General features: G+C 56.9%; 17 protein-coding genes and 3 tRNA genes. 5 read left to right on the top strand and 15 right to left on the bottom strand.

Annotated elements, in window-relative coordinates; genetic code table 11:
* Positions 1-222: 222 nt before the first annotated feature.
* The 4 genes from cysC to A3224_RS08850 all read right to left on the bottom strand — a co-directional run bounded on the left by cysC (position 223) and on the right by A3224_RS08850 (position 1628).
* Positions 223-846, bottom strand: a complete 624-nt coding sequence (gene cysC / locus A3224_RS08835; protein ID WP_067153526.1) for an adenylyl-sulfate kinase — start codon at positions 844-846, stop codon at positions 223-225.
* 237 nt (positions 847-1083) lie between these two features.
* Positions 1084-1159, bottom strand: a tRNA-His gene (locus tag A3224_RS08840).
* Between the two features lie 294 nt (positions 1160-1453).
* A tRNA-Arg gene (locus tag A3224_RS08845) sits at positions 1454-1530 on the bottom strand.
* 21 nt (positions 1531-1551) lie between these two features.
* Positions 1552-1628 (bottom strand) — tRNA-Pro (locus A3224_RS08850).
* 392 nt (positions 1629-2020) lie between these two features.
* Between A3224_RS08850 and folD the strand changes: the two genes are divergently transcribed.
* The 3 genes from folD to A3224_RS08865 all read left to right on the top strand — a co-directional run bounded on the left by folD (position 2021) and on the right by A3224_RS08865 (position 4821).
* Positions 2021-2869, top strand: coding sequence for a bifunctional methylenetetrahydrofolate dehydrogenase/methenyltetrahydrofolate cyclohydrolase FolD (folD, locus tag A3224_RS08855; RefSeq protein ID WP_067153528.1), 849 nt, complete (start codon positions 2021-2023; stop codon positions 2867-2869).
* A gap of 169 nt (positions 2870-3038) precedes the next feature.
* Positions 3039-3731, top strand: a complete 693-nt coding sequence (gene rsuA, locus A3224_RS08860; RefSeq protein ID WP_067153530.1) for a 16S rRNA pseudouridine(516) synthase RsuA — start codon at positions 3039-3041, stop codon at positions 3729-3731.
* 67 nt (positions 3732-3798) lie between these two features.
* Complete coding sequence (locus tag A3224_RS08865; protein WP_067153532.1) at positions 3799-4821, top strand: class I SAM-dependent methyltransferase; 1023 nt, start codon at positions 3799-3801, stop codon at positions 4819-4821.
* Between the two features lie 10 nt (positions 4822-4831).
* Here A3224_RS08865 and A3224_RS08870 read toward each other — a convergent pair whose 3' ends face one another.
* The 11 genes from A3224_RS08870 to A3224_RS08920 all read right to left on the bottom strand — a co-directional run bounded on the left by A3224_RS08870 (position 4832) and on the right by A3224_RS08920 (position 18181).
* Positions 4832-5287 (bottom strand): hypothetical protein, encoded by a 456-nt coding sequence (locus tag A3224_RS08870; protein WP_067153534.1) that lies wholly within the window; start codon positions 5285-5287, stop codon positions 4832-4834.
* A 104-nt stretch (positions 5288-5391) separates the two neighbouring features.
* Positions 5392-6138, bottom strand: a complete 747-nt coding sequence (locus tag A3224_RS08875; RefSeq protein WP_067153536.1) for a spermine/spermidine synthase domain-containing protein — start codon at positions 6136-6138, stop codon at positions 5392-5394.
* Between the two features lie 13 nt (positions 6139-6151).
* Positions 6152-6631: a GAF domain-containing protein gene (locus A3224_RS08880; RefSeq protein ID WP_067153538.1), complete on the bottom strand. Its 480-nt coding sequence runs from the start codon at positions 6629-6631 to the stop codon at positions 6152-6154.
* Positions 6632-6725: 94 nt separating this feature from the next.
* Positions 6726-7163, bottom strand: a complete 438-nt coding sequence (locus A3224_RS08885; protein WP_067153540.1) for a hypothetical protein — start codon at positions 7161-7163, stop codon at positions 6726-6728.
* Positions 7164-7535: 372 nt separating this feature from the next.
* Positions 7536-8753, bottom strand: coding sequence for a Wadjet anti-phage system protein JetD domain-containing protein (locus A3224_RS08890; protein ID WP_175487750.1), 1218 nt, complete (start codon positions 8751-8753; stop codon positions 7536-7538).
* Positions 8754-8830: 77 nt separating this feature from the next.
* Positions 8831-12457: an ATP-binding protein gene (locus A3224_RS08895; RefSeq protein ID WP_067153545.1), complete on the bottom strand. Its 3627-nt coding sequence runs from the start codon at positions 12455-12457 to the stop codon at positions 8831-8833.
* 160 nt (positions 12458-12617) lie between these two features.
* Positions 12618-13334 carry a DUF4194 domain-containing protein gene (locus tag A3224_RS08900; RefSeq protein WP_067153547.1) on the bottom strand — a complete coding sequence of 239 codons (717 nt, stop codon included), beginning with the start codon at positions 13332-13334 and terminating at the stop codon, positions 12618-12620.
* Positions 13327-14751 carry a Wadjet anti-phage system protein JetA family protein gene (locus tag A3224_RS08905; protein WP_067153549.1) on the bottom strand — a complete coding sequence of 475 codons (1425 nt, stop codon included), beginning with the start codon at positions 14749-14751 and terminating at the stop codon, positions 13327-13329. The genes A3224_RS08900 and A3224_RS08905 overlap by 8 nt, the downstream gene beginning before the upstream one ends.
* Before the next feature lie 14 nt (positions 14752-14765).
* Entirely contained in the window at positions 14766-14954 is a 189-nt protein-coding gene (locus A3224_RS08910; protein WP_067153551.1) for a DUF3012 domain-containing protein, read from the bottom strand.
* Positions 14955-15033: 79 nt separating this feature from the next.
* A complete protein-coding gene (gene cysS / locus A3224_RS08915; RefSeq protein ID WP_067157742.1) occupies positions 15034-16407 on the bottom strand; it encodes a cysteine--tRNA ligase in 1374 nt (457 codons plus the stop codon).
* A 100-nt stretch (positions 16408-16507) separates the two neighbouring features.
* Complete coding sequence (locus A3224_RS08920) at positions 16508-18181, bottom strand: glutamine--tRNA ligase/YqeY domain fusion protein (RefSeq protein WP_067153553.1); 1674 nt, start codon at positions 18179-18181, stop codon at positions 16508-16510.
* A 188-nt stretch (positions 18182-18369) separates the two neighbouring features.
* Between A3224_RS08920 and A3224_RS08925 the strand changes: the two genes are divergently transcribed.
* Positions 18370-18867: a peptidylprolyl isomerase gene (locus tag A3224_RS08925; protein WP_067153555.1), complete on the top strand. Its 498-nt coding sequence runs from the start codon at positions 18370-18372 to the stop codon at positions 18865-18867.
* Positions 18868-18994: 127 nt separating this feature from the next.
* Positions 18995-19720, top strand: coding sequence for a UDP-2,3-diacylglucosamine diphosphatase (locus A3224_RS08930; RefSeq protein WP_067153557.1), 726 nt, complete (start codon positions 18995-18997; stop codon positions 19718-19720).
* Positions 19721-19733 lie beyond the last annotated feature (13 nt).

Raw genomic sequence — 19733 nt, forward strand, 5'->3', positions numbered from 1 at the left:
CCATACCAGGCGCCAAGTCCAACTGACAACGCCAGTGCTAAAAGGCCTCCAGAGAGAAACCCCGCTCTCCGAACCGACATATCTGCCTCCACTGCTGCTAAATGGTACAGATTGAGTATATGTACGGACGGGCGGGCCAATCGGCAGTTGGCGCCGAAGGGGACTTCAATAAGAAATGATCACTGCCCCGCAAATTGAATGCGGGGCAAAAACACGATGCGGTTAAGCGATGATTCCTCGGGCCTGGAGGCTGGAAATAACCGTTTCCACCTCTTCTTCCAGGCTCATGCGGTCAGTGCGTAGATGCAGCTCGGGGGACAGCGGCGCTTCATAGGGATCATCGATGCCGGTAAAGCCACGGATCTCTCCGGCGCGGGCTTTTTTATAAAGCCCCTTGGGATCTCGAGACTCCGCTTCTTCGAGAGCGCAGTCAACGAAAACTTCCAGATAAGGCAGATCGCCTTCCTCGTGCATGCGGCGCACCATTTCACGATCTTCCCGGTAGGGGCTGATAAAGCTGCTCAACACCACCACACCGCTGTCGGCAAACAGCTTGGATATCTCTCCCACGCGGCGGATATTCTCCTTGCGGTCTTCTGCAGAAAAGCCCAGGTTGGAATTGATTCCCAGGCGAATGTTGTCGCCGTCCAGGCGGTAGCTCAGTACCCCACGGGCAGCGAGCGCCTTCTCCACGGCAACGGCGATGGTGCTCTTGCCGGAACCAGACAAACCGGTGAACCAAAGGGTCACGCCCTTATGGCCGAGGATGCTGGCCCTGTCCTCACGGGTCACATCGCCCTCGTGCCAATGTACATTTGTCGCCTTGCGTTCAACAGTTACGGTCACCGGTTACTCCCAATTGCAACTTTGTAATTTCTTCTTCCTTCCCGAGTGGGCAATTGTTATAACCAAAAGCCAGCAAAACTCAGGAGCGCTTATTATCACGGACTGGCGCAAGCAGCGTAAAGCACCCTTTTATAGCATTCGGGTCTGAATCCATGACAAAAAAGCAGGGCTGCGCTTTTAGGTGCTAACGGGAATAGGGATACAAAAAAGCCCGGTAGAAACCGGGCTTTCGGTGAATGGGGTGGCCGACGGGGATCGAACCCGCGACCTCAGGAGCCACAATCCTGTGCTCTACCAACTGAGCTACGGCCACCATAGAAAGTGCTATATGATTGCGCCTTGTGGCGACGCAACTGGTGGAAATAACAATAATTCCCACCAAAACCAGACAGAGTCAATACCAGCAGCAAGTTCCTCTAAACTGCCAAGCTCAACGCCACCGAACATGGTTGGCACGCCCGGCAGGGTCAGAGCGACCGTCTGCAAAGCATTGCTTTGCGGTTGCTCTGGCGCCAGCCAGCCTTGCTGACTGGCCGGAATAGTCCTGCGACTCGATACTGGCAGTAAGCTTTTCGAAACCGCCAAGCTCAACGCCACCGAACATGGTTGGCACGCCCGGCAGGACTCGAACCTGCGACCATCCGCTTAGAAGGCGGATGCTCTATCCAGCTGAGCTACGGGCGCAAGGTAAACCCGGTAAGCGTCTGGTCGGGGCAGAGGGATTTGAACCCCCGACATCCTGCTCCCAAAGCAGGCGCGCTACCAGACTGCGCTATGCCCCGCAAACTCTTTGCTCCATCGCTCTGGACGCGCTTTATGGCAACTGCTGCAGCGCCATCTTTAAGCCACCTCCCTTGCGAGGAGCGCGCATAATACTGACAGCTTAGCGGGGAGTCAACGGCGCCAAGCCATTCTTTTTAAAGAAGTTTAGTCCGGCGAAGATCTCCGCCCCGCTGAGCAATCGGAAGGCGTGGCCAAATCGAGAAATTAATCGGCGGCTGTGCGAAAATAGGCGGCTTCGCCAATTAGGCCGGACGGCTTGGCTCAGCGTTGATGGACACTGGCGGCGAGAGGGAGGCTATACCAGGCTTACCTGAAAGCCGCCCCAGCCACTGGTGCTCCAGAGGAGCGCATCCGGCCCGAGCCCAACATTCACATTGTTTGAGATACATCTATGTCTGCACTGGTTCTGGACGGCAAAGCCCTGGCACAGAAAACGGAACAAGAACTCTCGGCCCGTGTAGCCGCGCTGAAAGAAAAAAGTGGCGGCCAGACACCGATCCTGGCAACTATCCTCGTGGGTGACGACCCCGCCTCCGCGACTTACGTAAAAATGAAAGGCAACGCTTGCCGCCGCATCGGTATGGACTCTCTGCAAGTGGAAATGCCCGCAAGCACCACCACCGAACAGCTGCTGGCCAAGATAGAGGAACTCAACGGCAATCCCAATGTGCACGGCATTCTGCTGCAGCACCCGGTACCCTCTCAGATCGACGAGCGCGCCTGCTTTGACGCCATCGCGCTCGACAAAGATGTCGACGGCGTCACCTGCCTCGGTTTCGGCCGTATGGCAATGGGAGAAGAAGCCTACGGTTGTGCAACGCCCAAGGGCATTATGCGGCTGTTGGAGGCCTACGGTATTGAGATCGCCGGCAAGCACGCCGTGGTTGTCGGTCGCAGCCCCATATTGGGCAAGCCCATGGCCGCGATGCTGCTAAATGCCAACGCCACGGTCACCATCTGCCACTCCCGCACCCGGGATTTGGCAGAGCACATCCACCGGGCGGATATCGTTGTCGGTGCCGTTGGCAAACCGGAATTTATCAAGTCCGATTGGATCAAGGACGGCGCTGTGGTTGTGGATGCCGGCTACCACCCCGGCGGCGTAGGCGATATCGAACTGGCACCGCTGGTGGAGCGCGTCGCCGCCTATACGCCGGTGCCCGGCGGTGTCGGCCCTATGACCATCAATACCCTGATCTATCAATCCGTGGAATCGGGTGAGCGCAAGATCGGGGGGTAACCCCGTCCCGGCCCTCTTCCACTGAGGGGGAGAGGGCTGCAATACCTCAGTCAGCCAAACGCCTATCTCCTCCGGGGCACCCCATTCCAGGAGATAAGGCCTATGGAAGATCTCGAATCACTGCACCTGATCAGAATTTGTGTCACTGGATTGGGGAGCCAGACCACCCATGCGTTTAGATAAAGCAGTCAGCCAGGTCACCGATCTCTCGCGCTCAGACGTAAAACGCGCTGCCAAGGCGGGGCGTATTTCTGTCAATGGGGATATTGTGACGGACCCTTCCTCCAAGGTGGTAGAAACGGACACGCTTTGCCTGGACGGAGAACCACTGCTGGAACCGGGGCCGCGCTACCTAATGTTGCACAAGCCGCGGGGCTGCGTCAGTGCCACCAAGGACAGTGAGCACCCGACAGTACTTGACCTGATCGATGAGCCCAACAAACACAAACTGCATATCGCGGGACGCCTGGATATCGACACCACTGGACTACTGCTACTCACAGACGATGGCCAGTGGTCACACAAAGTTACCTCCCCACGACATCACTGCGACAAAACCTACTATGCCCACCTGGCGGAAAGAATCGATGAAAGCGCGGTAGAAAAATTTGCCAAAGGCATCTGGCTTGAAAATGAGAAGAAGCGGACCAAACCGGCAACACTGGAAATCCTCTTTGCCAACGAGGTGCGCGTCACTATCAGTGAAGGCCGCTACCACCAAGTCAAACGGATGTTCGCCGCGCTCGGAAACAGAGTTCTGGAACTACACCGGGAGCGCATCGGCGACATAGTACTGGACGAAACACTACAGGAGGGAGAGTACCGCCCCCTCACCCCGGAAGAAATCGCCTCGGTAAAATAATCGGCAGCTCTTGCCGTAATTCCACCGGCGCAGCCTGCATTTGCCCACGATACAACCAGGAAAAACAATGGCCACCCTACTCAGCCAAGAGCTGCAAGTCGCTCCACGGGACACCCTCTGGATCGCCGATGAAAACAGCAAATCGCTGCTGATGCAGGGCTTCACCTTCGCCGGTGACCTACTCAGCAATCGCTGGGATGTCGCCAAACTGGCAGAAGGCAAAGTCGGGCGCAGCTTTTTTAACGACTTTGCGTTTGAGGTACTGGAACGCAGTTACCGCCGCATTGTTTACCCGGTCTCAAAAGAAAAAGCGGTGGTACACCATGTCATTAACCGGGCACCACACCTGTTAGAAGAAGAAAGCGGAAATCCGGGCGAACTGGTATTACTGGGCGGCAAGCAAAGCGGTATTAAAAGTTACGCCACTAAAGCGGCACAGCGTTTTGGCTGCGCGAAGCAGCTGCAGAAACACGGCACCGAATATATCAGCTGCAATCCCCTGCACCGCAGTGGCGGTGAGGCGGTGGACGACCAGAACTACACGCAATTGCGCCCGCTGGAGGAATTGCACGGTCTACACAGCAAGCCCGGCCTGTTTGGCTGGAATAAAATCGACCGCGGCAGCGCCCTGCTCGCCCGGCACTTTGCGGAGCTGACGCCTTCGGATGGCGCTTGTGTAGTCGATCTCGGCTGCGGTTACGGCTATCTCTGTGCGCAACTTGCCCAGCAGGGACATTTTCACTTTACTGCCACCGACAACAATGCCGCTGCCCTACTTGCCTGCAGTAAAAATTTCCGCGAGCTGGGTATCGAAGGTGTGGTGGTCCCATCCAATGCAGGTGCCGAATTAACCAGCGGCACAGCCGATCTGATCATTTGCAATCCGCCCTTTCACCAGGGGTTCCAAGTGGAGGGAGAGTTGACCGATCGGTTTCTTTCCCAAACCGCGCGCCTGCTCAAGCCGGGCGCACCGGCGCTTTTTGTGGTCAATGCGTTTATCCCGCTGCCGAGAAAGGCGGGAGAATATTTTTCCGAAGTGCATCTACTGGCGAAGGAAAACGGCTTTTGCGTTTACAAACTGAGCACCTAGAAGTGGAGGTTTAATAATCCCGCAGATTAAACAGGTTTATGGACAAGGTGTGCTCCTCCAGCTCCTCCAACTCCTCCAACCGTTCAAAGGCCTCCCGTGCCGACTGAGTCTCCGCGCCTTGGGCCAGGTCCCGGTATTGATCGGATAGATACACCTCGACATCCATCGCCACTTGGGCAATCTCATCAAGGTTGTTGATATCGATATTGCGCAGTCTTTGAAGGAGTTCCTTCTCCCGCCCCTCGGGCGCGAACTGAACCCAAGTGTGCAGAGCACCCGGAGTCAGATCATCGTGAAAATTCTCCAGCGAGAACTTCATCGACTCCTCCCGCCGCCGCAGCTGATCTAGCAGCAACTCGATGCGCTTATCGGTGGCCAACTGTTCGTACTCGCCGTACTGGCGCGCCAGCCTAGCATGAAAGTCTCGCCCCTCCCGAATCACATCCTCCACAGTCTTATAACGCATTACCCGGTCCCGGAACACAGTATGCCTCTCTTCAGTATAGGCCCGGGGTGACAAGTGGCGCCAATCGACGGTAGCACTACAAAGGTCCCGGGACCGGCAAATTCTCAAGGAAGGCGCCTCAATTGGCAGGGAAGGCGGCTGCGGGGATTACTTGGACTGATCGGGACTGGCGCCTGGGCGGTGAGATCCGCAACAGACAGCACACTGCGACTGGCGGCCAGTATGCAGTTTTCATAGGCGGGATGCTCCGCAGTCCAGGCTCCACGCAACTGCCTGCGGATGGCGGCAGCGCGCCAGCCAGAAGCCAGAAGTTCGGTACGACTGCCGAAATTTGCAACCAACAAGCCTTCTGGACTCAGCAACTGCAACAACTGTTTGCACCAGGGCTGATCCGCCACCACAGCGCGCTCTGCGGCACCGCCACAGTGGCCAAAAAGATCATCAATGATCAGATCAAAAGCACATCTGTCCCCGGCTGTCAGCTGTGCAGCGACATAATCCCGTGCGTCAGCATGCACCAGCTCCACGTCGCGCACGCCAAAATACTTGCGTGCGATCTGCAGGTGCACCGCATCGAGCTCCACACCGACAATCCTGTCCGGTGTTATATAGCGCTGTAGCAGCCGTATCAGGGCACCGCCGCCCACACCGAGCAATAGCACCGAGCGAATCTGCCGCCGCGGGAGAAAAAAAGCCGGCAGTAACAGCATTTCCCACAGAGATCCCTTCAGGGGATCGCGTGGATTCCACTGCGAGTGAAAGACACCATTGCTGTACAAACGCACACTGGCGCCGTGACTGCGCACTTGGTAGTGATTATCCCCTGCCCGCTTTTGCCACAACAATGCCATGGGCTCTGGTGCCTCAAATACCCGAGACCGAAGGAGTGTCCGAGCAGCGCAAAAGAACTCGGGCAAATTCCTGCATACCCGCCAAATCTTCACCGGTAAATCGCGCCCGGGTGGGACTGTCGATATCCAGCACACCGAGACAGCACCCATCGGCATAGAGTGGGATCACAATCTCGGATGCGGAAACCGCATCGCAGGCAATATGACCGGGAAACTGGTGCACATCCTCCACCAGCTGCGCCTCTCCAGTGGCTACAGCGGTGCCGCAAACTCCGGCACCGACGGCAATACGCGTACAGGCAGGCTTGCCCTGAAAAGGTCCCAGACGCAATTCGTCACCATGCAAAAAATAGAAGCCGGCCCAGTTGATATCTTCGAGTTCCATAAACAGCAGCGCACTGGCGTTGGCGGTATTCGCCAGCCAATCCCGCTCACCGGACAACAATGCCGCCAGCTGTTCGCTGAGCGATGTATAAAAAGCGTTCAATGACATAAGGAACCCTTATCCAGGTGTACTTAAACATTCGACAGCGGGAAACTTATACCCGCAAAAAGCTGTTCGTCTTCCCACAGGTAGAGGGCGCTTGCTACTGGTATGGGTCCAACAACTCTTGTGATTCCGGCTCCGCATCCGTCGTCGGACCATCCCATTCTGAGTCCTCACCCTCAACGTTGCGGCGCCCGTGGATCGCTGGCGGTGCCGTAGTTACATCGGAGGCTATCAGCTTGCCGGAATGACTTTTAGCCTCTGTTCGCGCCGGTTCCGACACACTAGAAGCGGCGCGTTCACTCCTGTGGATACGTCGAGAAATTGTCTTCAAGTCCGGATGGCGGCGCTGCGCCAGTTTGACGGCTTCCAGCTCACCACTGAGCCGGTTGACTTCCGCCTGCAAATCCCCCAGCTGCGCCTGTAGCTCTGTGATCTGTGTCAGCACGCCCTTGACCTTGCGGCTCTCCTTTTCATACATCACCGCGGCGCCACCAAAGGCGAGAGCGAAGACGACCAGGATAGAAAACTGACGCATAAAAACCTCCGCGAATTCCCTTTTATGCAAAAAATCTTTATTTACAGCAAAGTGGTCCCATCTTCCGAGAACCTGTGCATAAAATGCAATAGCAGGCTATGATCAGGAGGTTCTATTTAGGGAACCTCTGATTAATTCGCGTGAACACTATGGTTGCTTTCGGGGCGCTCAGGCAATAGGACAGACATTTCGAAAACGCACGAGTACTTCCCTGTAGCTCCGACGGATACATCCCTGTATCCGACGGTTTCGAAATGTCCGCCCTATCACCTGAGCTTCAAATCCACCCCCGAAGCGCCTCTGCTAAACGAAAGTGACTTAATCAGAGGTTCCTTAAATACCGCTAAGCGCCAGCGCGCAAAATCCAGTCCATCAAAAGTCCACCTTCGCCGCTGCCGCGTGCAATTCTTCCGGTGTGACCGATTCCTGATCCACATAACAGCCAGTGTGCCAGAGTGCTGGGATCAATTCAGTGTCAGCGTAGTCACAACCGGTGCTCTCAATGGCGCGCTGGCGGTTCTTCTTTGCCTGCAATGGCCGATGACCTCCCCCGCTGCAGAGTCGTTCCAACATAGGCGCATACCCCGGACGCCAGCAGTCCAGAGAGGTAAAGCTGCGCCGCAAAGCGGCAGCGATCTGCATCCCCTCGTAATCCAAGTCCCCCCAGAAGTATGCCGGCAACTCCTGCTCGGCCTGCCCCTGCCACCAGCGGATAAACTCTCGACGCGCCGGCTCCGCTATATCGTTCAGGGTGCTGAAACGAGCCACTCCCGGCAACCTCACCCGAGCGGCGCCACCGCGATAACCTTCTATGTACACCAGAGCGGTGGCTTTCGGCTGACAGTCCGCCAACATCAGAAAGGAGTCCTGGTTTTCCACCATCACCACCCGCTCCGACTGCGACGGCAAGTACAGATGCATCAGCAGCGGGCGCTCCTGTACCCGCTCGCAGAGTTCCGGAAACAGTGCGCGCGCCAGCGCTTGATGCCCATCAGCATCCAGATATTTGGAGTCCCCGAAAAAACAACGCGCGGACAACTGGCGCCATGACATGCCACCACTGTGGGCCAACTCTTCGCCCAACCGGGCCCAACAGGCCAGCAGTTGCTCGTAACCATCGAAGCCGGCATCCAGTTCCAGTCCCCCTGGAGGAAAGGCCTCAGGGTTTTCAAAACGTGTAGCAAAACGGGTCAGCGCCGCCTGCCACTCCGGGTCCACCCGATGCGGCCGCGGCCTGTCCAGCCATTCGCGGATCATCGCCTCACAGCTGTCCTCAAAAAAAAGGCGTACCCCCTGCCAGGGCGCGGAGCCGGACGGTCGCCGCGCCGGTTCCTTGATTTTGAAGCAGCGGTAATCGCGGGACAGCCACACCAGCTCGTCCCAGAGTTCGCAGTCGTCGTAGGCGGGATCGGTAAATGGGGTCAGTGCAGCTCTCAGTGCCCGGGGAGCACTTTTGGGCGACCCCAGGGTGATAGCGATGCTTTTTTCTTCTCCTGAGAGTATCTGATCGTCCCGCTTGTCGAGGACATATTCCAGCAGTCCCATAATCACAGGGTTTGCCGCAGCCAGATCGGGAATCCGCCTCGCCATCATCTCCTCCCATTCGGGAACTTCTGATTTATTCGCATAAGTGCTGCCTTTGTTTCCTGGGCGTTGGCAACAGCGACTCAAGTCTCAACCAGTTCCATAAAATCCAACGACGCCTGACGGCGAATTGTGCGGCGGTGGTTGGCCCACAATTCGGCAATTTTTTCCCGGTTACAGACTTTGCGGTCCACATAGACGCGCGTGTTCAATTGGCCAATGGGCTTGGGACTGGGGCATTTGCTGAACACAAATTGATTCGAAATCAAATCCATGAAAGGACCGGATTTACTGCTCGGCATAATGAAGAGTAATTGCAGTCCCAATGTCTCGGTCAGATAGCGGATCACCTCTCTGGAACGGGATTCATCCATCTTAGAGAAGGCCTCATCCACCAATACCATTTGCAGATGGCTGCTACCCTCGTTGAAGCGGAAGGCCGAGGTCACCGCGGCGGAGCGGATGATATACGCCGGAGTTTCCAGCTGCCCTCCTGAGCCGGTGCCGTACTGGCTGAGCGCGATAGGCTCCTTGCCTTCGGGCTCTTTGTAGATTTCGTAGTTGCGGTAATTGCGGTAGTCACTGATGCGCTCAAGCTCGCGTCGCGCCAACTGCTCGTCCTCACTGAGCAGCATATCCAGCAGTTTGTCCCGAACCTGCTGATGCTTGGGTGCCAGATCCGCGTCGAAGAGGCTCTGCTCTTCTCCCAGGTTTGGCAACTCAATGACGGCTTTAAAGAAATTCCAGTACTCCTTGAATTCGGGCACCCAGCTGTAAGCGAAGCGGAAGCGTTCGCGGTCGGCCCCAAACCGGTGGTGTTCCAGTTCTTTGTTCAGGTCGTCCAGCACCCGCTTACCATCATTGATGGATTGATAAATGGCATGGCAAAGGTGTGTGACGAAAGTGGTGTTAAAGGACTTTTTCAGTCCTTGCAACTGCTCGTGACGGTCCACTAGCAGATTGTTTTTCAAGCGGTTGCGCAGCGCCTCCACCTGATCGCAGAGACCGCATACCAGTTTAAACAGCACCTCGTTGTGCCCATCACTCAGATCCGGCTCGAAAACCAGCGTGTCACCGGCGGCACAGTTGGCATTGTATTCCATTACCGAGCGATCCAACTGGCGGCAATATGTTTCCAACTGCCCCTGCCACTGCTCGATATCGGCGCCGAAATCAAAGTTATCGCCAGCGCCTTCAACCTGTTTATCCGCCAGCTCCAACACCTTCTCAACATCATATTCCGGGGAGGTCTGAGCGATGCGATGTAACGCGGCCTCACAGTCGCCGAGTGTCTCGTCGAGTGCTTCCAGTTCGTCCGCGAGTGCCTTTAACTGTTTGCCGGTATTTTCCAGGTCCCGCTCCAGCTTGCCGGCCTCGTGCTGAAGGTCCAACTGGATCTTCTGCTGTGCCTGCAACTGTTGGGTCAATTCCCCCAGCTGTCGTTCCAACTGTTCGCAATCTGAAAGGTCCAGGTTTTCCAGCGCCTGCTCGGCACTGCGCCATTCCCGCTGGGCGGCCAGCGCGGCGTCCACCGTCGACACCAATTCCAGATCGCTCAGGTCCCGCACCGCGGCGGCAACCCGGCGGTACAGCTGGTGCTGCTCATTGACCTGTTTCGCTTCGACCACCATCTGCTCCAGCATCCGCTGCTGCGCCGCCAGCGCGCGCGCGCGGGCCCCTTGGCCGAAGACCAGTTCCGCATCGTCGATATCGCAGCGCCACATGCTGTAGTTTCCGCTGGCAATGCCGTCTGCGGTCAGACCGCGACGGGTACCGCGCAGTTCGTGTTCGTCACGCACCTGCAACACAGAACCGTATGAGGCGCGCAGATAGTATTCGGCGGTTTTGTGGTTGAACGCCATCAACTCGACAATGGACCCTTTGGGCAGGGGCACGCGCTCCGCATCCCGGCGCGCCTTGTCCCCCTGAATCACCCGCGCACGGTTGTTGCGGCCGGGCAAATTGCGCACGATACGGATGGCCTGCGCCTCGTAATCGGGTTCAACAATAATGGAGAAGCGGGCGCCGCCGAGATAGCCTTCCACCGCCATCTGCCAGCGCTCATCCAGCACTTCCACATAGTCACACAATACCCGCGGCTCGGCCTGGGGACACTGCTCGCGGATAGCAGCCAGCGCCTGCTCCACCGACTGCGGATAGCGCACCCGGTTGGCCTGCAGGTGTTGAATGCGTTGTTCCTGGTTGCGCAGCTGCTTTTGTAGCTGCTGCACTTTCTGATCCCAGTGCGATACCTGCTGCTCTATCAACGCTTTCAGAGAGCGCTGACCGCTGTCGGCATCAGTAACCAGACCGTGCAGCCGGTTGTGCCGCGCCTCTGTCGCCGCCGCCTGCTGCCGCAGCGCATCGAGCGCGGAGAGATCAATCCAATCCTTGCCCAATAGCTTGTGCAGGTCCGGCAGTGTCTCCTCTTTCGCGACCTCCTTGATGCACTGGGTCAACGTTTTGTTGCCGAGGGCAGGAATATCCAATATTGCCGCGCTGCCGGAGAGCAGTTGCAGCATTTCACTGGCGGCATTGCGGTTGCCCTGCCAGCGCTGCTCCTGAGCCGCCAGCGGGCCGCTCAACTGCGACAGCTGGCGGTGCGCGTTTTTGATGCGCTGTTCCAGTTCGTCCTTGGTGCGCAGCGCATCGATGCCGAGGCGTTGGGCTTGCAACTCGATTAGTTGCCGGTTCAACTGCTCGGCGCGCTCCGCCGCCAAACGTGCCTCGCGAGCATTGTTTTGCTGATCGGCGCGTAACTGCTGCTGATTTTGTTTGCCGGCGAGGTAGCCTCTCTGTACCCGCAGCTGGCGGTGGCGCGCCAGCAAATATTCCTGCAGGCGCAATTGCTGCCACTGCCCGCGGTAGAGTTCAGCGGATTTGGCGATCTGTTCCAGGGAGGTCACCCGCTCAACAATCTGACGCGCTTCCTGTTCCATCGCGTGGATGGTTTTCATCAACTCCGATACGGAGCGAATGGCCTCGCCCAGATCGCGCTTTTCCAGCACTTCCTGGGCAACGAAGTCGTTGATACTCTTGACCGGCTTATAGGCCATAAAGTTAGAAAAGGTGCGCGCGGCATGCATGGCTTCCCTATCTGGAACGGCATCGCGGCGCCCGCGCAATGCGCCGTATAAGCGACGCAGGTAGGCCTTTTTCTTGTCGTACTGCTCGACTTTTTCAAATTGCCGGCTCAACACCGCGTGGAATTTGTCCAACGGCAACAGGTGTTTTCCGTCCTTGTACTCGCGAATAAAATCGCCGATGGCCAGTTGCTCTCCGGGGAAGATAAAGAAACGCAGGTCATCCTGACGTGCCTGCGCCGGCTTGCTACTGCTGTCCAAGTGCGCGCGGATTGCCATCACCGCCGTAAAAGGTTCGCTGTCCTCGCCGCTGGTGGGGTAAAAAACACCAGCGATGTAGCAGTCCGTCGGCGCCAATCGGGCGTAACTGCCATCGTCACAGCCGAGTACATAAGAAGCCAGTGTCCGCACCTGCTTGCCACCGCGGCCCCGCTGCGTCGTTTCATCCTGCCCCGGGTTGAAGGTGAACAAGGTGTCGTGGGCAGCGGTCATCAATGTTTGGATCGCATCGGCGGCCGTGGTCTTTCCGGAGCCGTTGCCACCGGAAAACAGATTGATGGGGCCGAATTCATATTCCAACTGGGGAATATTTCCCCAGTTGATCAAGATCAGCTTTTTCAGAAACATGTTATTGATGCCATCTCAGGTGCACATTAGTGCCGTCGGGAATCCGTTTGCAATCAGTGATCGCAGTACTACGATCCTTGTTCGCCCACAACGCATCGCTGTCAATCGGTGTGTTGTTGCTATTCGGCGCCTTGGTAAGCAGCCGGAAATCTTCCGATTGTTATAGCGACTCGCCGGAAGCAAAAAGGCTGTGATCTTCATTTTCCGGAGTAATGCGTTCCGGTTCCGTCTCTTCCGCTTCCAGTTCCGGCGTCTGCCCACCGAGCAACTGCTGTAATGTTGATTCACTGACGAAGTGGGATATGGTCGGGCGTACTCGCAGCCAGATTTCCGCCATCGATTCCGCTTCCTCACCGGTGAACTGGATCAGGCGCAATTGCCGCAATTTTTTTAACAGGCCTTTGCGCTCCGCCATCTTGTCTGGCAACGACATCTTGAGCAGGTTGCGCAATCCCAGTTCCAGGGCCTCAAGTGAGAGCGCAACACAACCGTTGTCATCCACCTGGCCTTCCCTGAGCGCCTTGTCATATTCGACGCGCAGTACCAATATGGCCGCCACCTCCTGCTGCGTAAGGCGCGCGCGGAAACCGCCGTGATGGGGCTCTTCCTGATCCGGCATCCCTGGCACCTCGGCACCGGGGGGATAAATACGAATAAACTGGAAGCGGCTGTCGTGTTGCAGGCGCAGTCCCAGCGGGGCCAGCCATTCCCGGATCAGCTGTTCGCAGCGTTGGAAACGGTCGTACAAAACCGTCTCCACCTGGCTTTCATCGCGGCAGATAACACCGTAATCCAGCAGGCGCACGAGCAGTTCGGAAAATTCCCCACGGGTCAAGCGGCATTCGGCCAGCGCTTCTTCCAAGGCCTGTTCAATCACTTTCTTTCAATTCCAAGATATATTCATCGAATCGGTCAAAGTAGTCGTTACTCGCGCTCTCGCCAGTAAATTCCACCCTGAGCGCCGCTTCTCCGTTTTGGCTCACCGCGGCCGCCTCAAGGGCGTGGCTCATCGCCAGTAAGTCGCGGGCATCTGCCAGCGGCAGATCGCGACTGTTGATACGGCGCCCTGCGCCCAGGGCTTTGTGCAGATATTCACGCAAGTGACTGCCGTTGAAATTGAACGCCTGATCGAGCAGCTGCTGTAAGAGAATTTCCCGCCGGCTTTCCTCAGCGAGCGGCACTTCCTCGTCCACACGGGTTTCCACCGGTCGGCGGCTGCGCCGCCACAGCCGCACCTGCCGGGGATCAAACAGGCGCAATTGGAAACCCGCCAGATCGCGGCCAAGCTGTGTCAACAACGCGGACCGCTCTTCGCTGTCACCCAGACGCTGGCACAACTCGGCAAAACCGCCTTCGGAGCGGCTGTGCAGATAACTCAGCTGACGAATAATAATATCGGCGCGCTTAGTAAACCCCTGCAATGCCCGGCGCAACGCCGGCAGTTTCACCTCACAGGCCCGGCGCATGCGGTCCTCAATGGTGTCGAGCATCAGCCAAAGCAGTGAGCGCCCTTCTTCTACCAGCTCCGGCAGCAACTGCCGCAGACGCTTCTCCCACTCCGCCTTTAGGGTCTTATCCTTACGGCGGATACGCGCAATCACTCGGTGGATAGCGTCTCGATGTTTTTCCACGCTGTCGGCGGACAAGCGGATAGCCAGATCCGGCTGAAACCGGCTTTCCATAAAGGTGAAAAATTCTTCTGTGGCCTGCTGCACCAACAGTTGCGCCTCCACCTCACGCACCAGTTCACGCTTGCGCTCTTCCAGCTCGGCAATCATATCGGTGAAATCGGCCACGATGCGCTCTGAATATTCCCAGGCGTCGATCAGGTCGTAGATCTCTCCCCTGCCCGCAAAGGCCTCCAGCGCATTTAAGGTATTTCGGGTATTGCGGTGGCGGGTGCGGACACGGGTGCTGTCCACCTCCACCAGCGGCTGGGTGAACAGGCGGCCGCGGCGGCTAAAGGGGTAAGAAACAAGCAAAGTGGCACTGTCCACTTGCTTTTCCAGCCAGCCGTATTCCACCAGCGTGTTCAGGATCCAGCCAGCCTGCTCGCGCAGATTGCGAAAACGACCCTCGGGTTCCTGAGTGGTGTCATCGCTGTCCAACTGCGGAGCGCGAGTGAGTGCCTCAGAAAAAATTTCGAGAATTTGTTCGCGCGCGAGGGACTCGCCGTAATCCGCCTTGGCGGTGTAGAGCCGCTCGTATAGGAGGCGCAGGCACTCTACCACCTGCTCGCGGTATTTACCGGTCAGCGGGCGGAAGAAGTGCTGATAGGAGTCGGCAAAGAACAAGTTGTCGATTCCGCTTACTCTTTTTCAGGTTTCTGATTGAACACACAGTATTTGGTGTAGTCAGTGGCGTCATTCAGAGTCCATTCGCCTTTCGGCGTTTCGTCCATTTTCTCGCACCATTGATCTGAACCGCGCTCGGGCTCACAGGCGGTCAGCATTGGCAAAATGGCGGTGAAAATGGCGGTGACGAGTAATTTTTTCATTCGGATTCCGTATGTACTGCAAAAGATAGCCACAGTGCTACCCCAAATATGATTTCTATCCTGCCATAGAGTGGGAAGACTATTCGCGACGCCACTTGGTACCTTCGCGGCTATCTTCGAGTACCACCCCCTTGGATTTCAGCTCCGCGCGGATTTCGTCGGCACGGGCAAAGTTTTTTTCCTTTTTGCACTGGGCCCGCTCGGCAATCAACCGCTCGATCTCCTCCTCGGAAATTTCGGCGCCGCCGCGGGCCTGTTTGAACCAGCCCTCGGGGTCCTGCTGCAAAATACCCAGTTGCTGGCCGGCCCCGAGCAGCATGCCCTTCCAACGTGCCTTTTCCACATCGCTTGCCTTGTTCAGCGCTCTGGCCATCTGGTGCAGCTCGCCGATGGCAACCGGGGTGTTCAGGTCGTCCTCCAGTGCCGCCATAAATGCGGTGCCCTCTATATCCTCGCAACTGGCTTTTACATCCGCGGCCTCGCGCAGCGCGCCGTAGAGGGAGTCCAGGCTGCGCCATGCCTGGTCGAGCAGGTCTGAGCTAAAGTTCAATTCCGAACGGTAATGGGCGGACAGGAGTGCAAAGCGCAGGACTTCTCCCGGGTACTGCTGCAGCAAGTCGTTAACCAAACGGAAGTTGCCCAGGGATTTAGACATCTTCTCGCCTTCTATGTTGACGTAACCGTTGTGCATCCAGTAGCGCACGAAGTCAACGCCATTTGCGCAGCAGCTCTGGGCCCGTTCGTTTTCATGGTGCGGGAATGTGAGATCGCGGCCACCGCCATGAATATCGATGGTGTCCCCCAGATGCTTCTTGATCATCGCCGAGCATTCCAGGTGCCAACCGGGACGGCCGCGTCCCCACGGGCTGTCCCAGCCGGGTTCATCTTCCCTGGAGGGTTTCCAGAGTACAAAATCGCCCGCGTATTTTTTGTAAGGCGCAACTTCTACCCTGGCCCCGGCGAGCATATCGTCCAGGGAGCGTTTGGAGAGCTTGCCGTAATCCGACATGGTTTCCACCGCAAAGAGCACATGCCCCTCCGCGGCATATGCGTGCCCTTTTTCAACCAGTTGCTCAATCAAGGCGATCATTTCCGGCAAATGCTGAGTGGCATAGGGGACAACATCCGGCTCCAGGTTGTTGAGGGCGGCCATATCTTCGAAATAAGCCTGGGCGTAGCGCTGGCTCAAAGTGCCAATGTCCTCCCCCTTATCCCTTGCCGCCTTCATAATCTTATCGTCGATATCGGTGATATTGCGCGCGTAGACGACATCGGCGAACCGCTTCTTCAATAGACGGTAGAGAGTATCGAACACCACGGCCGGGCGGGCGTTACCTATGTGCACCCGGTTATAGACGGTAGGGCCGCATACGTACATGCGCACGCGGTCTTCCACCAGCGGTTTGAAAACTTCTTTCTTTCCGGAAAAAGTGTTGTAGAGCTGTAAGGCCATAAATTCGGTCTTTCGCGCCCTCAAGGGCCGCGCCACGTAACGTTTTTTGCCGTACGCCCGCGGCGCACGGCTGCGATCGTTCGGCTTTTCAGCCAAACATTTACTTGTTTTGCTCCTTGGCCCAGGAATCCCGTAGACCAATAGTGCGGTTAAACACCGGTTTTTCCGCACTGCCGTATTCACTGTCGCGACAGAAGTACCCGTTGCGCTCGAACTGGTAGCTGATACCAGCGGCTGCGGTGGCAAGACCGATTTCCGCCTTACAACCTTCGAGAACCTTGAGGCTGTCCGGATTCACACTATCGAGGAAATTCTTTCCACCGGCGTCCGGATTCGGGTCACTGAACAGGCGATCGTACAAGCGCACCTCGCACTCCACATGCTTATCTGCGGAAACCCAGTGGATCACGCCCTTGGGCTTGACGCCGTCCGCCGGGTCCTTGCCAAGGGTGTCCAGATCTACGGAACAGATTACCTCGACAATTTCTCCGGCCTCGTTCTTGACGACCTCTTCCGCCTGAATCACATAGGCATTGCGCAGACGCACTTTCTTGCCCAACACCAGGCGTTTGTATTTTTTATTGGCTTCTTCGCGGAAATCCTCTTTTTCAATGTAGAGGGTACGGGTAAACGGCAGCTCCCGCGCCGGCAGATCATCGCGCACCGGGTGTCCAGGGGCACTGAGCACCTCCTCTCTGCCCTCCGGGTAGTTGCGCAGTGTCACCTTGAGCGGCTCCAGTACACACATGGCACGGGGTGCCGTCTTGTCCAGCTCGTCGCGGATACAGTATTCCAACATACCCACATCCACCACGGAATCGGAGCGGGTTACGCCGATCATCTCGCAGAAGTTGCGTATCGCCGCGGGCGGCACGCCACGCCGGCGCTGACCGGACAGTGTGGGCATGCGCGGGTCGTCCCACCCATCCACGTACCCCTCATCCACCAGCTGTTTCAATTTACGCTTGGAGACCACTGTGTAATTCAAATTCAGACGCGCGAATTCGTATTGGCGCGGGTGCGACGGCACTGGCAGATTGTCCAGGAACCAATCGTAGAGCGGTTTGTGGTCCTCAAACTCCAGGGTGCAGATGGAGTGGCTGATCCCCTCGATGGCATCGGACTGGCCGTGGGCAAAGTCGTAACTGGGATAGATGCACCACTTGTCCCCGGTCTGGTGGTGGGCCATCTTTTTGATACGGTAGATGACCGGGTCGCGCAGATTGATATTGGGCGCAGCCATATCGATTTTGGCGCGCAGGCTGCACTCGCCCTCGGCAAATTCACCATTTTTCATCTGCTCGAACAGCGCCAGGTTCTCCTCTACGGAGCGGTCCCGGTAGGGACTGTTGGTACCCGGCTCAGTCAAAGTGCCCCGGTACTGACGCGCCTCTTCAGGAGTCAAATGGCAGACGTAGGCCTTGCCTTCCCGAATCAAATGCAGAGCCCACTCGTACAACTGGTCGAAATAGTCCGACGTGTATTTGACCTCACCGTTCCACTGATAACCGAGCCAGGATACGTCGCGCTTGATCGCCTCAACGTACTCTTCCTCTTCCTTGGCCGGATTCGTGTCATCGAACCGCAGGTTACAGCTACCGCCGAATTCCTGTGCGAGACCGAAGTTGAGGCAGATGGACTTGGCGTGGCCAATGTGCAGGTAGCCGTTCGGCTCCGGAGGGAAACGCGTGACCACTTGAGACACCCGGCCCTCAGCCAGGTCTTCGCGAATGATGTTCTGCAGAAAGTGAGCAGGCTTGCTCTCGGAAGTCATAGGATTCTCTACTACAGCTGTGCGAATTGAAACGGCGGATTATAGCCTAGTTGAGACACAGAATACCGGTTTTGAGTCATGGACTCGAATCAAAGCAGTTCATTTTTTACACAGAGATGGCATTGCCATTTTACTGCCCCGGTCGACAAGGTATTATGCCGCCGCAAATTCATCCAACAGGACACTTTATGATCACCCTGCACACGACTTACGGCGACATCGCAATAGAATTGAATTTCGACAAGGCGCCCAAGACGGCGGCCAACTTCCTGCAGTATTGCCGCGATGGATTCTATACCGGCACCATTTTTCACCGGGTGATCGACAACTTTATGATCCAGGGCGGCGGCATGACACCGGACATGCAACAGAAGGAGACCCGCGATCCCATCGAGAACGAAGCGGACAACGGCCTCAAGAACGACACAGGCACCGTTGCCATGGCCCGCACTATGGACCCTCACTCCGCCAGCTCTCAGTTCTTTATCAATGTGCAGGACAACGACTTCCTGAACTTCCGCAGCAAAGACCCGCAGGGCTGGGGATACTGTGTATTTGGCAAAGTGGTAGAGGGCATGGATGTCGTCAATAAAATCAAAAGCGTGGAAACCGGCAGCAGAGGCTTCCACCAGGACGTACCGCTGGAAACCATTGAGATTACCGGTGTAACCATCGCCGAGGACTGACCTCGGCCTTCACTGTGCGGAAGCCCCAATAGGCTGCGATTCACCCCATAGATCAAAGGCACCGCAGCCGGGGACCGCACCTACCAAAGCACCAGACTGCTATGCCGGCGTCCAAGAGGCACTCGCTGTGACCACTTACCTGATTTCCGATCTGCATCTGGACGAAACCCGTCCGCAAATCACCGCCGCCTTCTTCGATTTCCTGCGCAACCGCGCCGCCGGTGCAAAAGCGCTGTACATTCTGGGAGATTTTTTCGAAGTCTGGATCGGCGATGACGACGACGCCCCATTGGCCAACCAAGTGGCACAGGCGCTACGCGAATACAGTAGTACAGGAGTGGAAGTCTACCTGATGCACGGAAACCGGGATTTCTTGCTGGGTCATGATTTTGCCCAGCGGGCCGGTGCCACCCTTCTGCCCGACCCCAGCTGTGTCACATTCAATGGCCAAAAAGTACTGTTAATGCACGGTGACACCCTGTGCACCCGCGATATCGAATACCAAGCGTTCCGGCAGCAGGCCAGAGATCCGAACTGGCAAAAGAACCTGCTGGCCAAGCCCCTTGAAGAACGCCGCGCCATCGCCGCGCAGATCCGCGCCGTCTCCAAAACCATGAACAGTCGCAAGGCAGAAGACATCATGGACGTCACCGAGGACGAAGTCGAGAGAGTGATGCGCGAACATGGAGTACAGTTGTTGATTCACGGCCACACCCACAGACCTGCCCGCCACCCGCTGTCCGTCAAAGGCGAACCGGGCGAACGTATCGTACTGGGTGATTGGGGTGAGCACGGCTGGTGCGTCAAGGTGAGCGAACATCACCTTGAATTGATGCACTGGCCCATAGGATGATCGAGCAATCCGA

It is taken from the genome of Microbulbifer thermotolerans (assembly GCF_001617625.1).
Lineage (GTDB): Bacteria > Pseudomonadota > Gammaproteobacteria > Pseudomonadales > Cellvibrionaceae > Microbulbifer > Microbulbifer thermotolerans.

Excerpts from the sequence above, each read along its gene's own strand:
- folD (WP_067153528.1), top strand. The coding sequence starts at position 2,021 with ATGTCTGCACTGGTTCTGGACGGCAAAGCCCTGGCACAGAAAACGGAA.
- rsuA (WP_067153530.1), top strand. The coding sequence starts at position 3,039 with ATGCGTTTAGATAAAGCAGTCAGCCAGGTCACCGATCTCTCGCGCTCA.
- A3224_RS08865 (WP_067153532.1), top strand. The coding sequence starts at position 3,799 with ATGGCCACCCTACTCAGCCAAGAGCTGCAAGTCGCTCCACGGGACACC.
- A3224_RS08870 (WP_067153534.1), bottom strand. The coding sequence starts at position 5,287 with ATGCGTTATAAGACTGTGGAGGATGTGATTCGGGAGGGGCGAGACTTT.
- A3224_RS08875 (WP_067153536.1), bottom strand. The coding sequence starts at position 6,138 with ATGGCATTGTTGTGGCAAAAGCGGGCAGGGGATAATCACTACCAAGTG.
- A3224_RS08880 (WP_067153538.1), bottom strand. The coding sequence starts at position 6,631 with ATGTCATTGAACGCTTTTTATACATCGCTCAGCGAACAGCTGGCGGCA.
- A3224_RS08885 (WP_067153540.1), bottom strand. The coding sequence starts at position 7,163 with ATGCGTCAGTTTTCTATCCTGGTCGTCTTCGCTCTCGCCTTTGGTGGC.
- A3224_RS08890 (WP_175487750.1), bottom strand. The coding sequence starts at position 8,753 with ATGGCGAGGCGGATTCCCGATCTGGCTGCGGCAAACCCTGTGATTATG.
- A3224_RS08895 (WP_067153545.1), bottom strand. The coding sequence starts at position 12,457 with ATGTTTCTGAAAAAGCTGATCTTGATCAACTGGGGAAATATTCCCCAG.
- A3224_RS08910 (WP_067153551.1), bottom strand. The coding sequence starts at position 14,954 with ATGAAAAAATTACTCGTCACCGCCATTTTCACCGCCATTTTGCCAATG.
- cysS (WP_067157742.1), bottom strand. The coding sequence starts at position 16,407 with ATGGCCTTACAGCTCTACAACACTTTTTCCGGAAAGAAAGAAGTTTTC.
- A3224_RS08920 (WP_067153553.1), bottom strand. The coding sequence starts at position 18,181 with ATGACTTCCGAGAGCAAGCCTGCTCACTTTCTGCAGAACATCATTCGC.
- A3224_RS08925 (WP_067153555.1), top strand. The coding sequence starts at position 18,370 with ATGATCACCCTGCACACGACTTACGGCGACATCGCAATAGAATTGAAT.